The organism is Pseudoroseomonas cervicalis (assembly GCF_030818485.1).
Taxonomy (GTDB): Bacteria; Pseudomonadota; Alphaproteobacteria; order Acetobacterales; family Acetobacteraceae; genus Pseudoroseomonas; species Pseudoroseomonas cervicalis_A.
This window is the reverse complement of record NZ_JAUTAJ010000004.1, coordinates 3,136,732-3,153,762: the sequence shown is the minus strand read 5'-3', so window position 1 is coordinate 3,153,762 and position 17,031 is coordinate 3,136,732. Positions and strand designations below refer to the sequence as shown.

General features: G+C 74.3%; 18 protein-coding genes. 8 read left to right on the top strand and 10 right to left on the bottom strand.

The window, feature by feature from the left end; genetic code table 11:
* Positions 1-35: 35 nt before the first annotated feature.
* From QE401_RS18670 to QE401_RS18660, 3 genes are all read left to right on the top strand, one after another.
* On the top strand, positions 36-875 hold the full coding sequence (locus QE401_RS18670; protein ID WP_475638107.1) for a molybdopterin-synthase adenylyltransferase MoeB: 840 nt from the start codon (positions 36-38) through the stop codon (positions 873-875).
* Complete coding sequence (locus QE401_RS18665) at positions 872-1,246, top strand: DsrE family protein (RefSeq protein ID WP_307139633.1); 375 nt, start codon at positions 872-874, stop codon at positions 1,244-1,246. Before QE401_RS18670 ends, QE401_RS18665 begins: the two co-directional genes overlap by 4 nt.
* A 303-nt stretch (positions 1,247-1,549) precedes the next feature.
* The gene (locus QE401_RS18660) at positions 1,550-2,581 is read left to right on the top strand and encodes an SH3 domain-containing protein (protein WP_307139632.1); all 1,032 of its coding nucleotides are present in this window, start codon (positions 1,550-1,552) and stop codon (positions 2,579-2,581) included.
* A gap of 29 nt (positions 2,582-2,610) precedes the next feature.
* Here QE401_RS18660 and QE401_RS18655 read toward each other — a convergent pair whose 3' ends face one another.
* From QE401_RS18655 to QE401_RS18620, 8 genes are all read right to left on the bottom strand, one after another.
* On the bottom strand, positions 2,611-3,465 hold the full coding sequence (locus QE401_RS18655; RefSeq protein ID WP_307139631.1) for a SirB1 family protein: 855 nt from the start codon (positions 3,463-3,465) through the stop codon (positions 2,611-2,613).
* A 56-nt stretch (positions 3,466-3,521) separates the two neighbouring features.
* The gene (locus QE401_RS18650) at positions 3,522-3,905 is read right to left on the bottom strand and encodes a histidine triad nucleotide-binding protein (RefSeq protein ID WP_307139630.1); all 384 of its coding nucleotides are present in this window, start codon (positions 3,903-3,905) and stop codon (positions 3,522-3,524) included.
* A gap of 86 nt (positions 3,906-3,991) precedes the next feature.
* A complete protein-coding gene (locus QE401_RS18645) occupies positions 3,992-4,594 on the bottom strand; it encodes a phosphoribosyl-ATP diphosphatase (RefSeq protein ID WP_307139629.1) in 603 nt (200 codons plus the stop codon).
* A complete protein-coding gene (hisF, locus tag QE401_RS18640) occupies positions 4,594-5,370 on the bottom strand; it encodes an imidazole glycerol phosphate synthase subunit HisF (protein WP_307139628.1) in 777 nt (258 codons plus the stop codon). The genes QE401_RS18645 and hisF overlap by 1 nt, the downstream gene beginning before the upstream one ends.
* Before the next feature lie 198 nt (positions 5,371-5,568).
* Positions 5,569-6,456 (bottom strand): 2-keto-4-pentenoate hydratase, encoded by an 888-nt coding sequence (locus QE401_RS18635; RefSeq protein WP_307139627.1) that lies wholly within the window; start codon positions 6,454-6,456, stop codon positions 5,569-5,571.
* A 99-nt stretch (positions 6,457-6,555) separates the two neighbouring features.
* Positions 6,556-7,584, bottom strand: a complete 1,029-nt coding sequence (locus QE401_RS18630; RefSeq protein WP_307139626.1) for a Bug family tripartite tricarboxylate transporter substrate binding protein — start codon at positions 7,582-7,584, stop codon at positions 6,556-6,558.
* 289 nt (positions 7,585-7,873) lie between these two features.
* On the bottom strand, positions 7,874-8,878 hold the full coding sequence (locus tag QE401_RS18625) for a Bug family tripartite tricarboxylate transporter substrate binding protein (protein ID WP_307139625.1): 1,005 nt from the start codon (positions 8,876-8,878) through the stop codon (positions 7,874-7,876).
* Between the two features lie 89 nt (positions 8,879-8,967).
* Complete coding sequence (locus tag QE401_RS18620; protein ID WP_307139624.1) at positions 8,968-9,714, bottom strand: TrmH family RNA methyltransferase; 747 nt, start codon at positions 9,712-9,714, stop codon at positions 8,968-8,970.
* Between the two features lie 203 nt (positions 9,715-9,917).
* Here QE401_RS18620 and QE401_RS18615 point away from each other — a divergent pair, with 203 nt between their 5' ends.
* The gene (locus tag QE401_RS18615; RefSeq protein WP_307139623.1) at positions 9,918-10,637 is read left to right on the top strand and encodes a helix-turn-helix transcriptional regulator; all 720 of its coding nucleotides are present in this window, start codon (positions 9,918-9,920) and stop codon (positions 10,635-10,637) included.
* Between the two features lie 50 nt (positions 10,638-10,687).
* Positions 10,688-11,059: a DUF1330 domain-containing protein gene (locus QE401_RS18610; RefSeq protein ID WP_307139622.1), complete on the top strand. Its 372-nt coding sequence runs from the start codon at positions 10,688-10,690 to the stop codon at positions 11,057-11,059.
* An 18-nt stretch (positions 11,060-11,077) separates the two neighbouring features.
* On the opposite strand, the gene QE401_RS18605 is transcribed toward QE401_RS18610, so the two are convergent.
* Together QE401_RS18605 and QE401_RS18600 are read right to left on the bottom strand one after the other, a co-directional pair.
* Positions 11,078-12,403: a 2OG-Fe(II) oxygenase gene (locus QE401_RS18605; RefSeq protein WP_307139621.1), complete on the bottom strand. Its 1,326-nt coding sequence runs from the start codon at positions 12,401-12,403 to the stop codon at positions 11,078-11,080.
* A 32-nt stretch (positions 12,404-12,435) separates the two neighbouring features.
* Positions 12,436-13,440 (bottom strand): Ldh family oxidoreductase, encoded by a 1,005-nt coding sequence (locus QE401_RS18600; protein WP_307139620.1) that lies wholly within the window; start codon positions 13,438-13,440, stop codon positions 12,436-12,438.
* 178 nt (positions 13,441-13,618) lie between these two features.
* Here QE401_RS18600 and QE401_RS18595 point away from each other — a divergent pair, with 178 nt between their 5' ends.
* Genes QE401_RS18595 through QE401_RS18585 form a run of 3 tightly spaced genes read left to right on the top strand, consistent with a single transcriptional unit; the run spans position 13,619 to position 17,011 of the window.
* Entirely contained in the window at positions 13,619-14,488 is an 870-nt protein-coding gene (locus QE401_RS18595) for a branched-chain amino acid aminotransferase (protein ID WP_307139619.1), read from the top strand.
* Positions 14,489-14,543: 55 nt separating this feature from the next.
* A complete protein-coding gene (locus tag QE401_RS18590) occupies positions 14,544-15,254 on the top strand; it encodes a pseudouridine synthase (RefSeq protein ID WP_475638091.1) in 711 nt (236 codons plus the stop codon).
* Positions 15,251-17,011 (top strand): chloride channel protein, encoded by a 1,761-nt coding sequence (locus tag QE401_RS18585; RefSeq protein ID WP_307139616.1) that lies wholly within the window; start codon positions 15,251-15,253, stop codon positions 17,009-17,011. The genes QE401_RS18590 and QE401_RS18585 overlap by 4 nt, the downstream gene beginning before the upstream one ends.
* Positions 17,012-17,031: the final 20 nt, after the last annotated feature.

Below are 17,031 nucleotides of genomic sequence, written 5' to 3'. Positions count from 1 at the left end.
CTTCAGTCAGGCAGCGTCGCACCCATATGTCGCAGATGGACCTCGACTTCACCGATTCCGAGCTGCACCGGTATTCGCGCCACATCCTGCTCCAGGATGTCGGCGCCATCGGCCAGGCGAAGCTGCGCGCCGCCCGCGTGCTGCTGGTGGGCGCCGGCGGGCTGGGCTCGCCGCTGGCCCTCTACCTCGCCGCCGCCGGCATCGGCACCATCGGGCTGATCGATGACGACCACCTCGAACTCTCCAACCTGCAGCGGCAGGTGGCGCATGACACCGCCCGCCTCGGCCGCAACAAGGCCGACAGCGCCGCCGAGACCATCCGCCGCCTGAACCCCGAGGTGCGGGTCGAGGTGCATCAGCGCCGCCTCGACGCCACGGCGGCGCGGGAGCTGATCCCGCGCTACGACATCATCTGCGACGGCACCGACAATTTCCCGACCCGCTTCCTGCTCGGCGATGCCTGCCACCTGCTCGGCCGCACCCTGATCTCGGCCGCCGTGCTGCGCTTCGAGGGCCAGCTCTCCACCTACAAATCGCATCTCGGCGCCCCCTTCCCCTGCCAGCGCTGCCTGCACCCCGAGCCGCCACCCCCCGGCCTGGTGCCCAGCTGCTCCGAGGCCGGGGTGCTCGGCGCCGTCACCGGCGTCATGGGCACCCTCCAGGCCACCGAGGTGCTGAAGGAGATCCTGGGCATCGGCGAGACCATGGCCGGCCGCCTGCTGCTGTGGGACGCGCTGGATGCCCGCTTCCGCACCGTGGCCCTGAAGCGCGACCCGGAATGCCCGCTCTGCGGCCCTGCCCCCCGCATCCGCGACCTCGCCTGCCACGCGGTGGCGCCGGAGCCGGTGCTCTGCGGCGTGGGGGCCAGCGCATGAGCGCGCCGCTCGGCATCCTGCTGCGCTCGCCGGGGCATGAGCCGGCGCATTACGCGCTGATGCTGGCCACCGGCGCCGCCGCCATCGGCCGCCCCGTCATCCTGTTTGCCACCAATGCCGGCTGCCATCTCTTCCTCCGCCGCACCCGCCTGCTGGCGGATGAGCGCGAGGCGGTGCTGGCCCGCCGCAATGTCGTGGGCATCGCGCCGCTGCTCGACGCCGCCCAGGATCTCGGCGTGCGCCGCCTGGTCTGCGAGGCCGGGCTGCGCGCCGAGGGGCTGGACCCCGCCGAACTCGCCCCGGGCGTCGAGATCACCGGCGTCGTCACCTTCCTGGGCGCGGTCGGCGCGGGGCAGATGCTCTCGCTCTAGCTCTGCGGCGCGGCATCAAAGACACAGGGCGAGGAAAACCACCTAGCCCCATGTTTTGCCGAGCATAAACCGCGACCGCCGCGTTTCTTCCCGCCCCCGGATGCTCTACAGCGGAAAGCAGGATGCGCGGCCGCTGGCGCCGGCGCGCCCGGCGGCCCCCTGCCCTGGCCCAGCCTGCGGCGCGGCGGCCGCCCCACGGAGACGCATGGGATTGCTGGCTTGGGGGATGCTGCGGTGGGGGGCTGTGTTGCGGTGCGGGAGCAGCGCTTGACCAGGGGCGCGCAAAACGGGCCTGATCGGCGCATGGCCCGGCTCACGCTGTTCGCTTCCCTGCCGCTGCTGCTCTCGCTGCTGGCCCTGCCCTCCGGCCCGGCGCTGGCCCAATCCAGCCTGGGCGGTTCCAGCCTGGGCGGTGGCCCGACGCTGCAGCCGCCGGTGCCGCCCGGCGGCGCCCAGCAAGGCTCCGGCGCGGCCGCCCCCCAGGGCAATGTGCTGCGCCCGCCGCCCGGCGCCGTGCCGGTGCGCCCGGCCCAGCGCAGCGAGACCCCGTCCACCCCACGCGCCACCGCGCCGCAGGCCACGCCGCCGGCGGCCACCCCCGCCGTGCCGCGCAGCCAGCCCGGCCAGGTGCTGCGCCCGCCCGCCGGCGCCACGCCGCAGCGCGCCGAGCCGCGCCCGCGCCCGGCCACCCCGCCCGCCCAGGGCCAGACCCAGAACCAGGGCCAGGCCCGCCAGGCGCCGGTGCAGAACGCCCCCGCCACCCCGGCCCGCCGGCCGCCGCGCGGCGCCGCCGCGGGGGCGGCCGCCGGGGCCGCGGCGGGTGCCGCCGCCGGGGCCGCCGCCGCCCCCGCCCAGCCCCCGGCCCAGCCGGCGCCGAGCCCGGCCGAGATCCAGCAGCCCAGCATGGGCAGCGTCACCGGCCTGCCGATCCCGCGCTTCGTCTCGCTGCGCAGCGACGAGGTCAATCTGCGCATCGGACCGGACACCCGCTTCCCGATCGAATGGACCTATCAGCGGCGCGACATGCCGGTGGAGATCCTGCGCGAATACAATCAGTGGCGCCGCATCCGCGACATCGACGGCACCGAGGGCTGGGTGCACCAGTCGACCCTGGCCGGCCGCCGCACCTTCCTGGTGCGCGGGCAGGAGCGCAGCCTGCACCGCAGCGAGGGCGAGGGCAGCGCCGTGGTGGCCCGGCTGATGCCGGGCGTGGTCGGCCGCATCCGCCGCTGCCAGGCCGCCAGCCGCTGGTGCGAGGTGCAGGTGGGCGACCATCGCGGCCATATCCTGCGCAGCGAGATCTGGGGCGTCACCGCCGATGAGGAGATCAACTGAGGGCCGCCGCCCCCGGTTCGGCCGCCCGTTCAGTTCAGCCGCTGCCGCCATTCCATGGCCAGGGCGCGGGCCTGCAGCGCCGCCTCGCCCTCCGGCGGCAGCAGGGCGATGTAGCGGTCCAGCCGCTCCAGCGCCGCGCCCATCCGGTCCAGCCGCTGGTTCATCAGCGCCGCCTCGCGCCATAGCGGCGCGGCGGCGGGGGCCAGGCGCAGCATGTCCTCGGCGCAGTCCAGCGCCTCGGCCAGGGCGCCGGCGCGCAGCCGCCGCAGCTTGAGGTTGTTCTGCAGCCGCAGCAGCACCTCGCGCTTGCCGACCGCCCCCAGCATCGAGGGGTGCAGCTCCGCCTGCGGCCCCTGCAGCCGCTTCAGCAGCGCGCGCAGCTCCGGCGCCGCCAGCACCGCCCCGCCATGGAAGGGGTCGACCACCGCCGGGCCCTGGCTGCCCTCCAGCCCGATCAGGAAATGCCCCGGGAAATCCAGCCCATGCGCGCGCCAGCCCGCCGCCTCGGCCAGGTGCAGCCAGAGGATGCCGAGCGCCACCGGCAGGCCGCGCCGCCGCTCCAGCACCTGGATCAGATTGGCATTGGCCGGGTCGTCATAGCTGGCCTCGTCGCCGGCGAAGCCGTGCCGGGCCAGCAGCGCGCCGAGCAGCGCGGCGCGGCGCTGGGCATCCCCGGCATCGGCCTGCGGGTCGGCGGTGGCCGCCGCCACCGCCTCCCGCGCCAGGCCGGAGAGCTGTGCGGCGGCCGCCTGCCAATCGGCCTGCGGCGCGTCGATGCGGGCGAATTGCAGCGCCACCATGCCGAGATCCAGCTCGGCATCCGGCAGCAGACCTGCGGCGTCCAGCGCGCTGCGCGCCTCGGCCTCTTGGATCGGATCAGCCATGCGGTTGGGATGGCGATGCCGGGCCCGCCGATCAAGGGCTGACCGGCGCCCGCCGCTCAGCCCTGCTTCGCCAGCATCGGGCCGAGCCGCCGGCCGCCCAGGATGTGCACGTGGAAATGCGGCACCTCCTGCCCGGCATCCTCGCCCATATTGGTCAGCACCCGGTAGCCCTGGCTGTCCAGCCCGAGCTGCCGCGCCACCTGGCCGACGGCGCGCCAGAAGCCCGCCACCTCCTCCGGGCCGGCGGAGGCGGAGAAATCCGCCACCGAGACATAGCGGCCCTTCGGGATCACCAGCACATGCACCGGCGCCTGCGGCGCGATGTCGTGGAAGGCCAGGGCATGCTCGTCCTCCAGCACCTTCCGCGCCGGGATCTCGCCGCGCAGGATGCGGGCGAAGATGTTGCCCTCGTCATAGGGCGGCAGGCCGGACACCGGCATGGCTGTTCTCCTCCTTCGGCGGATGGGCGCCGCGCCCGGTGCGGTGCGGCGCGGTTCGGGCGATCGGCCCCTCGGGGCGGCCTGCCCTAGGGAAGCTTCGTGGTCTCGGCGGCGCGGACGATGCCCTTGGGGCGGGCCGCCTTCTCGGCGATGCCGGAAATGCCCTCGCGCCGCTCCAGCTCGGACCACACCTCCTCCGGGCGGATGCCGGCATCCACCCAGAGCACGATCAGGTGGTAGAGCAGGTCGGCGCTCTCCATCACCGTCTCGCGGTGATTGCCCTGGATCGCCTCGATGACGCATTCCACCGCCTCCTCGCCCAGCTTCTGGGCGACCTTGGGCGTGCCGCGCGCCATCAGCCGGGCGGAATGCGAATTCACCGTGTCGCCGGAGAGGCGGCGCGCCTCCACCGTCTCCCACAGCCGGGCCAGCACGGCGATGTCGCCGCTCACCGGCACCTCGAGCGGCGCCAGGTGGCGCGCCTCGGCCTGCAGCGCCGCCTTGCGCGGGCGGGCGCCGGCCGGGATCTCCGGCGGCAGCGGCAGCGCCGCCTTCGCCCGGGCCTTGGCCTTCACCGCCACCTTGCCGGCCGCCTTCTTCACCGCCGCCTTATCCGCCGTGGCGCGGGCCGCCGCCTTCTTCGGCGCGGCCTTGGCCTTCTGCGGCTTCTTCTTCGTATCCTTCGCCATCAGGCCACCTTCCGCACAGGATTCGGGCGCACCGGGAAACCGGCCTCGGCCAGCGCCGCCTTGGCCTCGCCGATGCGCATCTCGCCATAATGGAACACGCTGGCGGCCAGCAGCCCGGTGGCGCCGGCCTCCGCCCCTTCCACGAAATGTCCGACCGCGCCGACCCCGCCCGAGGCCACCAGCGGCAGCCGCACCCGGGCCCGCAGCGCCCGCAGCAGGTCGAGGTCGAAGCCCGATTTGGTGCCGTCGCGATCCATCGAGGTCACCAGCAGCTCGCCGGCGCCGAGGCTCTCCATCCGCTCGGCCCAGCCCAGCGCGTCGATGCCCGTCTCGCGCCGTCCGCCATGGGTGAAGATCTCCCAGCGCCCCTCGGCGACCTTGCGGGCGTCGATGGCGACGACGATGGCCTGGCTGCCGAAGGCCTGCGCCGCGCGGCGCACCAGCTCGGGGTCGGAGACGGCGGCGGAGTTGATGCTGGCCTTGTCGGCGCCGGCCAGCAGCAGCTTGCGCACATCCTCGACCGCGCGCACGCCGCCGCCCACGGTCAGCGGGATGAACACCTCGGCCGCGGTGCGCGAGACCACGTCATACATGGTGTCGCGATTCTCATGCGTGGCGCCGATGTCGAGGAAGGTGATCTCGTCCGCGCCTTCCGCGTCATAGGCGCGGGCCTGCTCCACCGGGTCGCCGGCATCGCGCAGCGCGACGAAGTTCACGCCCTTGACGACGCGGCCTTCCTTGACGTCGAGGCACGGAATGACGCGGAGCGCGAGCATGCGGGACACTTCTCCAGCCGGGGGCGAGAGACAGGCGATGCGCCGGCACGGCGCCGAGGTCAAGAGCGCAGCGCCGCGCTGCGGCATCAACCGGCGGCGGGGCGCGGCGTTGCCGGCGTTGCGGTCGAGGGGGCTTTGCCCCCTCGAACTCCCCCCTTCCTTCCCTTGGGCAGGGAACGGGGTTCCCTGCACCCGCCTTCAGCGCAGCGTGACGCTGACCTCGACCGGCTGCTCCAGCAGGCCGGTATAGGTGACGCTGTAGCGGCGGCCGGCCTCGGCCGGCAGCGCCGGGGAGAAGCCGCCCAGCGAGATCAGGTCGCCCGCCCGCAGCGCCAGGCCGCGCGAGGCCAGATCCTTCACCAGCCAGGGGATGACGTTCAGCGGATGGCCGAGCAGCGCGCTGCCCGGGGCGCTGGACAGCTCCTTCTGGTCGTCGGCGAAGCGCACCTGCATGCGGCCCAGGCGCTGCGCGAAGGCGGCGTCCGCCTGCACCGGGATCGCCTCCCCCACCACGCCGAGCCGCGCGCCGACGCCGATCGCCATCAGGTTCGGCCCGTCCATCTGCTTCAGATCGGCCAGCGCCAGGTCGGGCATCTCGATGAAGGGGATCACCTGGTCGAGGTGGCGCAGGATGGCGACATGGTCCTCGCCGGCCGTCGCGATGCCCTCATCCTTCACCCGCACGATCAGATCGGCCTCGACCACCGGCACGGCGGCGAAGCGCGCCGGCAGCTCGGCGCCGGAGCGGGCGCGCACCGTCGCCTCGTAGATCGGGCCAGCCAGCGGATGCGGCACGCCGAAGCGGCGCTGCGCGGCGTCATTGGTCAGCCCCACCTTCCAGCCGACCACGCGGCCGAGCTCGGCCTGCATCGCCGGCACCAGCCGGTTCTGCGCGCAGAGCCCGTCGGCCAGCGTCATCCGCCCCGGGAAGGGCTGCACCGGGGCGTTGGAGAGCAGCGAGGCCGCCATGGCCTGCATCGCCGCCTCGGAGGGGCAGTTGGGCTGCGGGTCGGCGGCGCGCGCCGGCGCGGCGGCCAGCAGCGCGGCCAGCATCGCAGCCAGCATCGGGGCCGGGAGTCGGGACATGGTTTCCTCCGCAAGCATGGGTTGCCGCAGCCTGCCCCGAAAGCCGCGCCGGGGGGAATGACTTCCCCCGGCGCGGCGCGGCTTTTTGCGCGGCGGCACTCAGTCCAGCCGGGCGCCGGAGAGCTCGACCAGCTCGCGCCAGATCGGCCGCTGCTGGGCGATCAGATCCTCCAGCTCGCGCCGGTTGGCGCTGGTCACCGCCTCATAGCCCAGCGGGCGCAGCCGCTCGCGGAAGTCCGGCTCGGCGCCGGCCTGGCGCACCGCCTGGGCCAGGCGCTCGGCCAGCGCGTCGGGCAGGCCGGCCGGGGCGGCGATGGCGTTCCAGGTGACGATGTCGACATGGCCGAGGCCGAGATCGGCGAACTCCGCCATGCCCGGCACGCCGGGCGCCGATTCGACCGGCCGCGCCGAGGACACCGCCAGCGCCTTCAGCTTGCCCGAGGTGACATGCGGCATCAGCGCCGGCATCACGTCGAACATCATGTCGATATTGCCCGAGAGCACGTCCTGGATGGCCGGCCCGCCGCCGCGATAGGGCACGTGCAGGATGCCCGCCCCGGTCGCCTTGTTCACCGCCGCCAGGCAGAGATGCGAGGAGGTGCCGGTGCCCGAGCTGCCCATCGTCACCTTGTCCGGATTGGCCTTGGCCCAGGCGATGAGCGCGCGGAAATCGCTCCAGCCGCGCCGCTCGGCGGTCTCGGCATTGACGACGCAGAGCAGGGAGCCGGCGGAGATCAGGCTGAGCGGGGTGAAATCCTTCGTCGCGTCGAAGGGCAGGCGGTTGAACATGAAAGGCATGGCGGTCCAGGTGGTCAGGCCGAGCAGCCCGATCGTCGCGCCATCCGGCGCCGCCTTGGCCACCGCATCGGCGCCCAGCATGCCGCCGGCGCCGGCGCGGTTGTCCACCACCACGGTGCGGCCCAGCGCCGGGCCCAGCCGCTCGGCCAGCAGCCGCGCCAGCAGGTCCAGCGCGCCGCCCGGCGGGAAGGGCACCACCAGCCGCAGCGGCCGCGCCTCGCCGCCGGGGGCGGGCGGCGGGGGCGTCTGGGCGGCGGCGGCGGCCGGCAACAGCGGCAGGGCCGCCAGCGCGGCCAGGCGGCGGCGAGGCAGGGTGGGGGTTCGGGACATGGGGCTTCTCCGCCAGGACCGGCCCAGCCTGCCCTGGCGCGGGCGTTGCGTCGAGGCAATGTCGCGGCCAAGCCGCGCGGAAAGGCGGGCGGCCAAGCCGCGCGGAAAGGCGGGCGGCCAGGCCGCGCGGAAAGGCGGGCGGCCAGGCCGCGCGCAGCGGCGGGCCTGCCCTGGCGGCCGCCCCTGGATGCAGGGCGCCCAATGCAGGGCGGGGCCGGAGGCTCGCGCCCCCGGCCCCGCCGGTCTCCCGCGGCGGCGGCCAGGGCCGCCGCCGGTCATGCCGGGCCGATCAGTCCAGGCTGGCGCCGGATTCCTCGACCAGGCCCTTCCAGACGGCTTCCTGGCTGCGCAGATACTCGCCATAGGCGGCCGGGGTGGCGTCGACCACGGTGGTGAAGCCGTTCGGCTCCATCTTCTCGCGGAACTCGGCCGTGTCGACGACGCTGACGATGGCGCGGTGCAGCGCGGCGATGCGGTCGGCCGGCACGCCGGCCGGCACGTTCACGCCGTACCAGGACTGCATGTCGATGTTGGAGCCGGGCAGCAGCTCCTTCATCGCCGGCACGTCCTTCAGCTCCGGCGAATAGGTCACGCGCTCGGCGCTGGCGGCGGCGAGCACGCGGATGCGGCCCTCACGCACATGCGCCATGGACAGCGGGATGACGTCGAACATCATGTCGATATTGCCGGCCAGCAGGTCCTGCAGGGCCGGGGCGCCGCCGCGATACGGCACATGGGTGATGTCGGCGCCGGTCTCCTTGTTGACCTTGGCCAGCGTCAGGTGGCTGATCGTGCCGGTGCCCGAGGAGCCCATGGTCAGCTTGCCCGGATCCTTCTTGGCCGCCGCGATGACGTCCTGGAAGGTGCGGTAGGGGCTGTTGGCGTTGACCGTCATGAACACCGTGCCGGTGGTCACGCGGGTGACCGGCGCCAGGTCGGTGATCGGGTCGATCGGCATCGACTTGCGATAGAGGAACTTGTTGGCCGCCAGGATCGAGGCCGAGGCGAGCAGCAGGGTGTGCCCGTCCTTCTCGGAGCGCGCCGCCTCGGCCGCGCCGAGATTGCCGCCGGCGCCGCCGCGGTTGTCGACCACCACGGTCTGGCCCAGCACGGGCTGCAGGGCCTGGGCCATCAGGCGGCCGGTCATGTCGACCGAGCCGCCGGCGGCAAACGGCACCACCAGGCGCAGCGGACGGGAGGGGAAGGCCTGGGCCCGCGCCAGATGCGGCGTGAACAGCCCGACGGCCGGGAAGGTGGCGGCGGCGCCCAGCAGGGCGCGGCGGCGGATGGTCATGGTTTTGGGAGCTCCGGTTGGGTTCCGGCGCGGGTTCTGGCGGAGACTTATCCCCAGGGCAAGAGCCGTGATGGCGCGAATGTTATCTTTCACAACCCTGTCGCGCAGGGCGATACAACCAGCGCGTGCATCAGCACCGCGGCGGCGACGGAGACGTTCAGGCTTTCCACCGCGCCGGAGCCCGGCAGCGTCACCCGCGCCGCGCAGGCGGCGATGCTGGCCTGCGGCAGGCCCTGTTCCTCATTGCCCATGACGAGCGCGATAGGGCGGTCGCGCGGCAGGGCCTGCGGCGCCACCCCGCCGCGCGCCACGGCGGCGACCGTCAGGCAGTGCCGCCCCAGCGCGCCGAGCGCCGCCGGCAAATCCGGCGCGCGGTAGAGGGAGAGGGCCTCCAGCCCGCCCTCGCTGGTGCGCCAGGCCGAGTCGGACAGCCCCGCCTGGCGCGGATCGCCCGAGAGCAGCAGGGCGCGGCAGCCGAAGAAGGCGGCGGAGCGGGCGATGGCGCCGAGATTGTGCGGGTTGCCCACGCCGTCCAGCACCGGCAGCAGGCCGGGGCCGAACAGGTCCCGCGGCGGGCTGGCGGGCAGCGCCGGCACGGCGCGCGGCGCGGCGATGGCGACGATGCCGCCATGGTGGGTGGTGCCGGCGATCTTGGCGAGCTCGGCCGGCGGGACTTCCCGATAGGGTTTCCGGGCGCGGGCGAGCTGGGCGCAGAAGGGCCCGGCCTCGGCCCGGCGGGAGGCCAGGTAGAACAGGCGCAGCACCGCCTGCGGCCGGTGCGCGAAGGCGGCGGCGACGGCGGCGGGGCCACAGAGGCGGTCGGGCTCGGATGTCATGCGCAGCGTTCCGGCGGGCTGAAGGGGGCCTTGCCCCCTTCAGACTTCCCCCACCAGAAACCTGAGGTTTCTGGACTTCCCATCTGAAGGCGGGGTCCGGGGGGATACTATCCCCCCGGCCGGGGGTCCAGGGGGGCGGAGCCCCCCTGGTCTTGAGGGGCGGAGGTTGCAGCCCCGGCCGATCGCCCGGAAAGCTTGCGCCCATGTCGCGCACGAATCGCCTGTTCGAGCTGATCAACCTGCTGCGCGCCCGCCGGCATCCGGTCACCGCCCTGGATCTGGCGCAGGAGCTGGGCGTCTCGCCGCGCAGCATCTACCGCGACATCGACACGCTGCGCGCGCTGGGCGCGCTGGTCGATGGTCAGGCGGGCATGGGCTATCGCCTGCGGGAGGGGTTCTTCCTGCCGCAATTCGCCTTCACCCCGGACGAGCTGGATGCGCTGATCCTCGGCCTGGGCTGGGTGCGGCAGCGGGCGGACCAGGCGCTGGCGCAGTGCAGCGACAGCGCCCTGGCCAAGATCCTGGCCGCGCGGGACGGTGCCGGGCGGGCCGGCGAGGAGATCCCGGCCCTGGTCAGCCCGGCCTCGCTCTCCCGCCGCAGCGACCCGCCACAGGCGGCCCAGCTGCGGGAGGCCATCCGGCGGCAGCGCAAGGTCGCCATCGGCTATGAGGACAACCAGGGCGCCGTGTCGGAGCGCGTCATCTGGCCGATCGCCATCGTCTATTTCGACGATGTGCGGGTGCTGGCCGCCTGGTGCGAGCGGCGCGCCGCCTTCCGCCATTTCCGCATCGACCGCGTGCAGGTGAAGGCTGTGCTGGAGGAGCGCTATCCCGGGCGGCGCCCGGCGCTGGTGGCGGAGTGGCGGCGGCAGGATCGCGACTGGCGTTCGATGCTGACAGTTTCTGACACGGCCACCCGCTAGCCCTCGGCCCGTGCCCGCCTTGCGGTGCCCCGTCCGAAGGAATGATCGAGATGGTTGCCTTCTCCCCCGCCGCGTTCGAGGCCTTCCTGGCCGAGCCCGATGATTCGCCCATCGTGATGCTGAACCTGCTGCGCTTCGCCCCCGAGGGGGGCCGTGCCACCTACCTGACCTATCTGCAGATGGCCCGGCCGATCCTGGCGCGCTTCGGCGCGCGGATCCTGTTCGGCGGCGACGGGCTGCCGGTGCTCACCACCGGCCCGGCGCCGCGCTGGGATGGCTCGCTGCTGGTGCAGTATCCGAGCCGCACCGCCTTCAAGGCCATGGTGGATGATCCCGAATACCAGCTGGCTTTCAAGGTCGGCGCCGCCTCGCTGGCGGAGATCGTGCTGCAGCCGATGAAGCCGATGGCGGGCGCGGTGTAGCGCCGCGCGCCGCCGGCGCTAGGGCGCGGCGGCGGCGCCGGTGGGGGCGATGCGGTGCCGGTTGCGCTCGCGCACAGCCGCCGCCGCCTCGTCATACAGGAAGGGCAGGAAGGCGTAGCGGCAGCCCTTCGTCACCGGCGTCACCGCATGCAGCAGCGAGCAGGAGAAGACCACCGCGCCGCCGGCCGGCGGGCTGTAGCGGCGCGGGCCGAATTCGGGGAAGACCAGCTCGCCCCCCTCATACTCCCCGGCATTGAGGTTGACGCTGACGGCGAAGCGGCGATGCGCCGTGCCGGCGGTGGTGTTGTCGCGATGGGCGCGGAAATGCCCGCCATCGGCGGCGTCATAGGCGGCGACGATGTAGCGCTCGATGCGCGTCGCCTCGAACTGGAAGGCCTGGCGCAGCATCGGCGCCAGCCGGGCGGAGATGCGGGCGCGCAGCCGCGCCAGCAAGGCCGGGTCCTGCAGCGTCACGTCGCTGCGCCGCTTGTGGCTGGGGTCCTGCACCAGCACGGTGCGGCCCTGCTCGTCCTCGCGCATGAAGCCGGAGGGCGCGGCGCCCAGCGCGGCGTGGCTCAGGATCAGCTCGCGGCACAGCGCCGGCTCCAGCAGGCGGGGCAGCAGCAGCACGGGGGCGGGCAGTTCCACCCCGGCATGCAGCGCCGGCGGCGGCAGGCCGCGCAGCAGCCGCACCAGCGCCTGGGCGCGGGCGAGCGGCGCGGCGGCGACCACCCGCAGCATCGGGTCGAGCAGCAGCAGCCCGCCCTGTTCCGGCGCGAAGCCCAGCGTGGCGGCGGCGGCGCCGCCGGCATCGGCCAGGATGCGGATGCCGGGCAGCTGGTCGCGCAGCCGGCCCTCGGCGAGGTCCTCCGGCCGGGCGGTCAGCACGAAAAGCGCGGCGAACTGGTCGTCGAAGCGGGCGCGCAGCGGGCCGATGGCGGCCTCCAGCGGCGCCGCGGCGGCCGAAGAGGGCAGGCAGGCCAGCAGCAGCCAGCGCCCGGCGGCGCTGGAGAGGACGTAGCGCGGCGTGCCGGCGCCGGGCAGCACCAGGGGCGGCAGCAGCACGCCGGCCGGCAGGCCGTCGCGTGGCCCCGTGGCGGAGCCACGCTGGGTCCCCGTGGCGGAGGCGCGCTGGATCCCCGTGGCGGAGCCACGCTGGGCTTCCGTGGCGGAGGCGCGCTGCGGTCCGGCGGCGGAGCCGCCCGGCAGCCCGGCGCCCGGGCCGCCGGAACGGCCCTCGGCGGCAACCGCCATCGCCGCCGGCAGCGGCGAGGGCGCGGCGGGCCCGGGCGAAGCCGGCAGCGGGGCGGGCGGCGTTCCGGGCGCGGTGCGGCTCTGGCTCACTTGCTCTCCCTCCCGGCCCGCGCCGGCCGGGCTCAGTCCCCGGCCAGGCGGCGCAGCGTCTGCAGCAGCGGCTCCGGCACCTCGATGCCCGTCGCCGCCGCATCGGCCGCCAGGGCGTCGCGCCGGGCGCCAGGCAGGCGCACCCCCTCATCCTGCAGCATGGTGGTGACCAATGTCTCGACGCGATCAAGAAAGATCGCCTGCCCGGCCAGGGCGCCGGGGTCGATCGCCAGCAGCGCCTGGCCGAGCTGCGGGCGGTTGCCCTGCTCCTGGAAGAAGCTGTCCGCCTCGAAGCCGAAGGCGGCGCCGGCCAGCGCGACGCAGAGCAGTTCCACCACCATGGCCAGCAGCGCGCCCTTGGGCCCGCCCATGGCCAGCATGGCGCCCTCCATGGCGGCGGCGGCGTCGGTGGTGGGGCGGCCCTCGGCGTCCAGCGCCCAGCCCTCGGGGATGGGCTGGCCGGCCTTGGCCGCCTGGGCGATGCGGCCGCGCGCCACCTGCGACAAGGCGAGATCGATCACCAGCGGCGGCGCGGCGCGGCGCGGGAAGGCGGCGGCCACCGGGTTGGTGCCCAGCAGCGGGCGCCGCCCGCCCGCCACCGGCATGGCGGCGGGCGAATTGCTGAAGGCCAGCGCCACCAGCCCCTGCCCGGCCAGGCGGCGCACCGGCAGGCCCATCGCCCCGGCATGGTGGCCATTGGTGATGCCGACCCAGGCAACGCCCGAGTCGCGCGCCCGCTTTGCGGCTTCCTGCTCGGCCATCGCCAGCGCCGGGAAGGCCAGGCCGTCCCGCGCATCGACCAGCGCGGCGCCGCCGCGCGCGGCGCGCAGCACCGGCGCGGCCGCCCCGTCGGCGCGGCCGGCGCGCAGGAAGCCGGCATATTGCGGCACGCGCGACAGGCCATGGCCGGCCTGGCCGATCGCCTCCGCCTCCACCAGGGCGCGGGCGGTGGCCGCGGCCATCGGGGCGCTGGCACCGGCCCCGCGCAGCGCGGCATCGGCCAGGGTTTCGGCTTCGGTCAGGCTCAGGCGGGGCATGGCGGCATCCTTGCGGAGATCCGGGCACGGGTCCGGGCAGGGGTCCAGGAAGGGGTCCGGGCGGGCCGCGCTTGCAGCATGGCTGCCGGGGCAAGTCCAGCGCCGCCCTGCCCTTCACCTGCCGGTGGAGCCGTGGCAGTCTTCCTGCCCTCATTGGCTTCACTGAAGGATTGGTTCCATGGCGGGCGTCTTCTGGCACGACGGCAAGTGGCTGACCGAGGAGCCGAAGGTGCTCGGCCCGATGGACCACGCCTTCTGGCTCGGCTCGATCCTGTTCGACGGCGCGCGCGCCATTCGCGGCCTGGTGCCGGATCTCGACCTGCACTGCCAGCGCGTCATCCGCAGCGCCCATGCCATGGGCATGAAGCCGACCCTGTCGGCCCAGGCGATCGAGGAGCTGTGCCGCGAGGGCGTGCGCCGCATGGGCCCGGATGCGGAGCTGTATATCCGCCCGATGTTCTTCGTCCGCCGCGGCATCGGCGCCGCGCAGCCGGATGGCGACAGCACCGAGTTCATCCTGTCGATCTATGATTCGCCGATGCCGGACGTCTCCAAGGGCTTCTCGGCCTGCATGGTGCCGTTCCGCCGCCCGGCCGCCGACATGGCGCCGACCGACGCCAAGGCCTCCTGCCTCTATCCGAACTCCTCCCGCGCCGCCGGCTGGGCGCGCGAGCATGGCTACGACAACGCCGTGATGTCGGATTTCGAGGACAATGTCGCCGAATTCGCCACCTCCAACCTGATGATGGTCAAGGACGGGGTGGTGATGACGCCGATCGCCAACGGCACCTACCTGGCCGGCATCACCCGCTCCCGCGTGCTCGGCCTGCTGCGCGAGGCGGGGATCGAGGCGAAGGAATGCGTCATCACCCCTGACATGCTGCGCGAGGCGGATGAGATCTTCGCCACCGGCAATTTCGGCAAGGTGCAGTACTGCACCAATTTCGAGGGCCGCGAGCTGCCGATCGGGCCGGTCGCGCAGAAGGCCCGGCAGCTCTATTTCGACTGGGCCGAGCGCAGCAGCCGGCTGCTGCCCAAGGCGGCCTGAGCAGCGACGCGGGGGCGCCGCCCCCGCACCCCCGCCATCCGTTGGAGACCCTCTGATGGGAGATCCAAGAACCTCAGGTTCTTGGCGGGGAGAGTCTGAGAGGGGCGGCGCCCCTCTCAGGATCCTGCTGCAGACCGATGCGGTGCTGGTGATCGACAAGCCCGCCGGCCTGCCCGTGCATCGCGGCCCGCGCGGCGGCGCCAGCCTGGAGGACCACCTCCCGGCGCTGGCCCAGGGCAAGCGGCATCTGCCACAACCCGCGCATCGCCTGGACACCGACACCGCCGGCTGCCTGGTGCTCGGCCGCACCAAGCCGGCGCTGGCCGCGCTCGGCCAGCTCTTCGCCACCGGGAAAGCCCGCAAGACCTACTGGGCCGTGGTGCGGGGCGGGCCGGCGGCGCAATCCGGCCGCATCGACCTGCCGCTCCGCAAGACCAGCAGCGCCGCCGCCGGCTGGCGGATGGAGGCGCATGCCGAGGGCCAGCCCGCCCTGACCCGCTGGCGGGTGCGCGGCCGTGGCCCCGGCCTCGCCTGGCTGGAGCTGCGGCCGGAGACCGGGCGCACCCACCAGCTGCGCGTCCATTGCGCATCCCAGGGCTGGCCGATCCTGGGCGACCCCTTCTACGGCACCAAGGCGCCGGGCGGGCTGCACCTGCTGGCCCGCGCCATCGAGCTGCCGCTGGACCCGCCGCTTTCCGCCACCGCCCCGGTACCCGCCGCGCTGCGCGAGGCCTTCGCCGCCTGCGGCTGGAGCGAGGCGGCGTGATCGCGCTGCGCCGCTGGCTGCAGCGCCGCACCGCCGGCGGCTCGCTGCGCGACGCGGTGCGGCAGAGCGAGCTCGGCATCCTGCTGCTCGGCACCCTGGCCGGGCTGCTGAGCGGGCTGCTGGCCGCCGCGCTCGGCGGCGCCGCGCGCGGGGTGCACTGGCTGGTCTTCGGCCCCGACAGCCAGCACGGCCTCTCGGTGCTGCGCGACCCGGAGCCGCTGGTGCTGCTGCTGGCCCCGGCGACCGGCGGGCTGCTGCTCGGGCTGCTCGGCCTGGCGCTGGCGCGCTGGCGGCCGCGCCAGCCGGTCGACCCGATCGAGGCCAATGCCCTGCATGGCGGCCGCATGTCACTGTGGGACGGGGTGGTGGTGGGGGCGCAGAACCTGCTCTCCAACGGCTTCGGCGCCTCGGTCGGGCTGGAGGCCGCCTACACCCAGGCCGGGGGCGGCGCCGCCTCGCGGCTCGGCCGCAGCTTCGGGCTGCGGCGCGGCGATCTGCGCGTGCTGGTGGGCTGCGGTGCGGCGGGCGCCATCGCCGCCGCCTTCAGCGCGCCGCTGACCGGCGCCTTCTACGCCTTCGAGCTGGTGATCGGCAGCTACGCCATCGCCTATCTGGCGCCCGTGCTGGCCGCCGCCGTGGCCGGCAGCCTGGTGGCGGAATGGCTGGGCGGCGGCACCCAGGTGCTGGCGGCCGGGCTGGGCGCGCCGGATTGGGACGATACCGGCCTGTCGCTGCTGATCGGCCTGGCCTGCGGCCTGGCCGGCATCGCGCTGATGCGCGGCGTCACCCTGACCGAGGCCGGGCTGCGCCGCGCCATCCCCTGGGGCACGCTGCGCCCGGCGGTGGGCGGGCTGGCGGTGGGCGCGCTGGCGCTGGTCACGCCGGCGGTGCTCTCGGCCGGGCATGGCGCGCTGCACCTGGCCTTCGTGGTTGAGGGGCCGGTGCTGCCGCTGGTGACGCTGCTGCTGCTGAAGGCGCTGGCCTCGGCCATCTCGATCGGCGCCGGCTTCCGCGGCGGGCTGTTCTTCGCCTCGCTGCTGCTGGGCGCGCTGCTGGGCAAGCTGGTGGCCTCCGGCGCGCTGGCGCTCGGCATCGCGGTGGATCCGCTGCTCGGCGCCATTGTCGGCATGACCGCCTTCGGCGCCGCCGTCATCGGCGCGCCGCTGGCCATGACCTTCCTGGCGCTGGAGACCACGGGCAGCTTCGCCATCGCCGGGGTGGTGGTGATGGCGGTGATCGTCTCGGCCACCGCGGTGCGGCGGCTGTTCGGCTATTCCTTCGCCACCTGGCGCTTCCACCTGCGCGGCGAGGCGATCCGCAGCGCGCATGATGTCGGCTGGCTGCGCGACCTGACGGTGGGCAAGCTGATGCGGCGCGATGTGCGCACGGTGCGGCAGGATACGCGCATCGGCGCCTTCCGCCGCGACTTCCCGCTGGGTGCGACCACCCATGTCGTCGCCCTCGACGAGGCCGGGCGCTATGCCGGCATGATCCTGGTGGCCGAGGCGCATGCGCCGGAGCAGGAGGAGGGCGCGACCATCGCCGGCCTGCTGCACCTGACCGACCAGGTGCTGCTGCCGGCGCAGAACGCCAAGCAGGCCATGGCGCTGTTCGACGCGACGGATGCCGAGGCGCTGGCGGTGGTGGACCAGAAGGACACTTCCTGCGTCATCGGCCTGCTCAAGGCCTCCTACCTGCTGCGCCGCTACAGCGAGGAGCTGGACAAGCGCCGCCAGGACGAGCTCGGAATGGCCTGACAATCACGGGGGAAAGGCGG